Origin of the sequence: Methyloversatilis sp. (assembly GCF_030696805.1) — a bacterium.
Taxonomy (GTDB): domain Bacteria; phylum Pseudomonadota; class Gammaproteobacteria; order Burkholderiales; family Rhodocyclaceae; genus Methyloversatilis.
The window spans coordinates 1-1,697 of record NZ_JAUYRO010000100.1 but is presented as its reverse complement, the minus strand read 5'-3'; the positions used below and the strand labels follow the sequence as shown (position 1 = coordinate 1,697).

At 58.9% G+C, this 1,697-nt stretch carries 2 protein-coding genes; both read left to right on the top strand.

Annotated elements, in window-relative coordinates:
• A partial coding sequence (locus Q8R75_RS16940) for a heavy metal translocating P-type ATPase (protein WP_305663802.1) occupies positions 1–1,128 on the top strand: 1,128 nt, incomplete at its 5' end.
• A gap of 33 nt (positions 1,129–1,161) precedes the next feature.
• The coding region (locus tag Q8R75_RS16935; RefSeq protein ID WP_305663801.1) for a TolC family protein at positions 1,162–1,697 on the top strand (536 nt) is incomplete at its 3' end.

Sequence of the window (1,697 nt, the reverse complement as noted above, 5' to 3'; positions counted from 1 at the left end):
CCTGAACCGAGCTGGGTGTTCGGGCTCATCAACGCAGTGGCCGTGTTGATCATTGCCTGCCCCTGCGCGCTGGGTCTGGCTACACCAATGTCCATCATGGTGGCTACTGGCCAAGGCGCCACCCGCGGCGTACTGTTCCGTGATGCAGCCGCCATCGAAAATCTGCGCAAGGTCGACACCTTGATTGTAGACAAGACGGGCACGCTAACGGAAGGCAGGCCGCGTTTTGATCGTGTCGTTCCAGCCGCGGGCTTTGATGCCAACGAAGTTTTGCGGCTCGCCGCCAGCCTGGACCAGGGCAGCGAACATCCGCTCGCCGATGCCATCGTTCAGGCAGCCCGAGAACAGGCGCTCAGTCTCGATAAGGTCGAGGACTTTGAGTCTTCCACCGGCATTGGTGTGCATGGTCGCGTGGCCGGAAAGTTGCTGGCACTTGGTAATACTGCGCTGATGGAACAGGCCGGGGTTCAAGTGGCCCCCCTAGTAACGGATGCCGAACGCCTGCGTAGCGAAGGCGCCAGCGTGATGTATCTCGGTGTCGACGGAAAGCTGGCGGGTCTGCTGGCTGTGTCTGATCCAATCAAGTCGAGCACTGCGGAAGCGCTTGCCATGTTGCGACAAGTCGGCATTCGTCTGGTCATGGCCACCGGCGATGGCTTGACCACCGCCAAGGCCGTGGGTGCGCGATTGGGCATTGATGAAGTGCATGGCGAGGTAAAACCCGCCGACAAGCTGGTTTTGGTCGAACAACTCCAAAAAGCCGGGGCCGTGGTTGCGATGGCTGGCGATGGCATTAACGATGCGCCTGCACTGGCTAGAGCCGATGTCGGTATTGCCATGGGCACAGGTACGGATGTCGCCATGAACAGCGCACAACTCACGCTCGTCAAAGGCGATTTGCGTGGCATTGCTTTTGCCCGGGCTTTGTCGCAGGCAACGGTAGGCAACATGCGCCAGAACCTGATTTTTGCATTTCTCTATAACGCTCTCGGCATTCCGATTGCCGCCGGCCTCCTGTATCCCGTGACCGGGTGGCTGTTGTCGCCCTTGATTGCAGCGCTGGCGATGAGCCTTAGCTCTGTTTCCGTGGTCGGCAATGCCTTGCGCCTGAAGTGGAGGAAATTCTGATGAAGCAAACAGATGTTGTGGAGAGAGTCTGAGATGTCGTCGTTAAAAAGCTTGCAGAGCCTGCTTTTGGGGCTGGCCATCAGCAGTACCGCCTTGGCTCAGGAGCCGCCGCTGGGGCGGAATGTCGAAAGCCTGCTGGAATATGCCAAGCCCCGGAATCCGGAATATGCGGCAATGCAGGCGGAAGCCGATGCATCATTCGAGCGCATCAACCCGGCGGGCGCGTTGCCCGACCCTCGTTTCAGAACCGAGTTGCGCGACATTACCAAAATGGGCGAACAGAACGCCACGCTGGCGCCCAGTAAGGTCGGCAGCACCCGCTATTTGCTGATGCAGGAACTACCTTGGTTTGGCAAGCGCGACCTTAAACGGGAAATCGCCGAGCTGGAGGCAGATGGTGCCAAGGGGCAGCTCATGGGAGCTTGGGCTGATATTGCCGGGCAGATCAAACTCAATTTTGCGCAGATGTATTACGCCTATCGTAATGAACAGCTGACCCGCGAAATCCTCGATCTGATGAGCCGTCTGGAGAAGGTCGCGCAAGCCCGCTACGCTGGCGGCCTTACGGC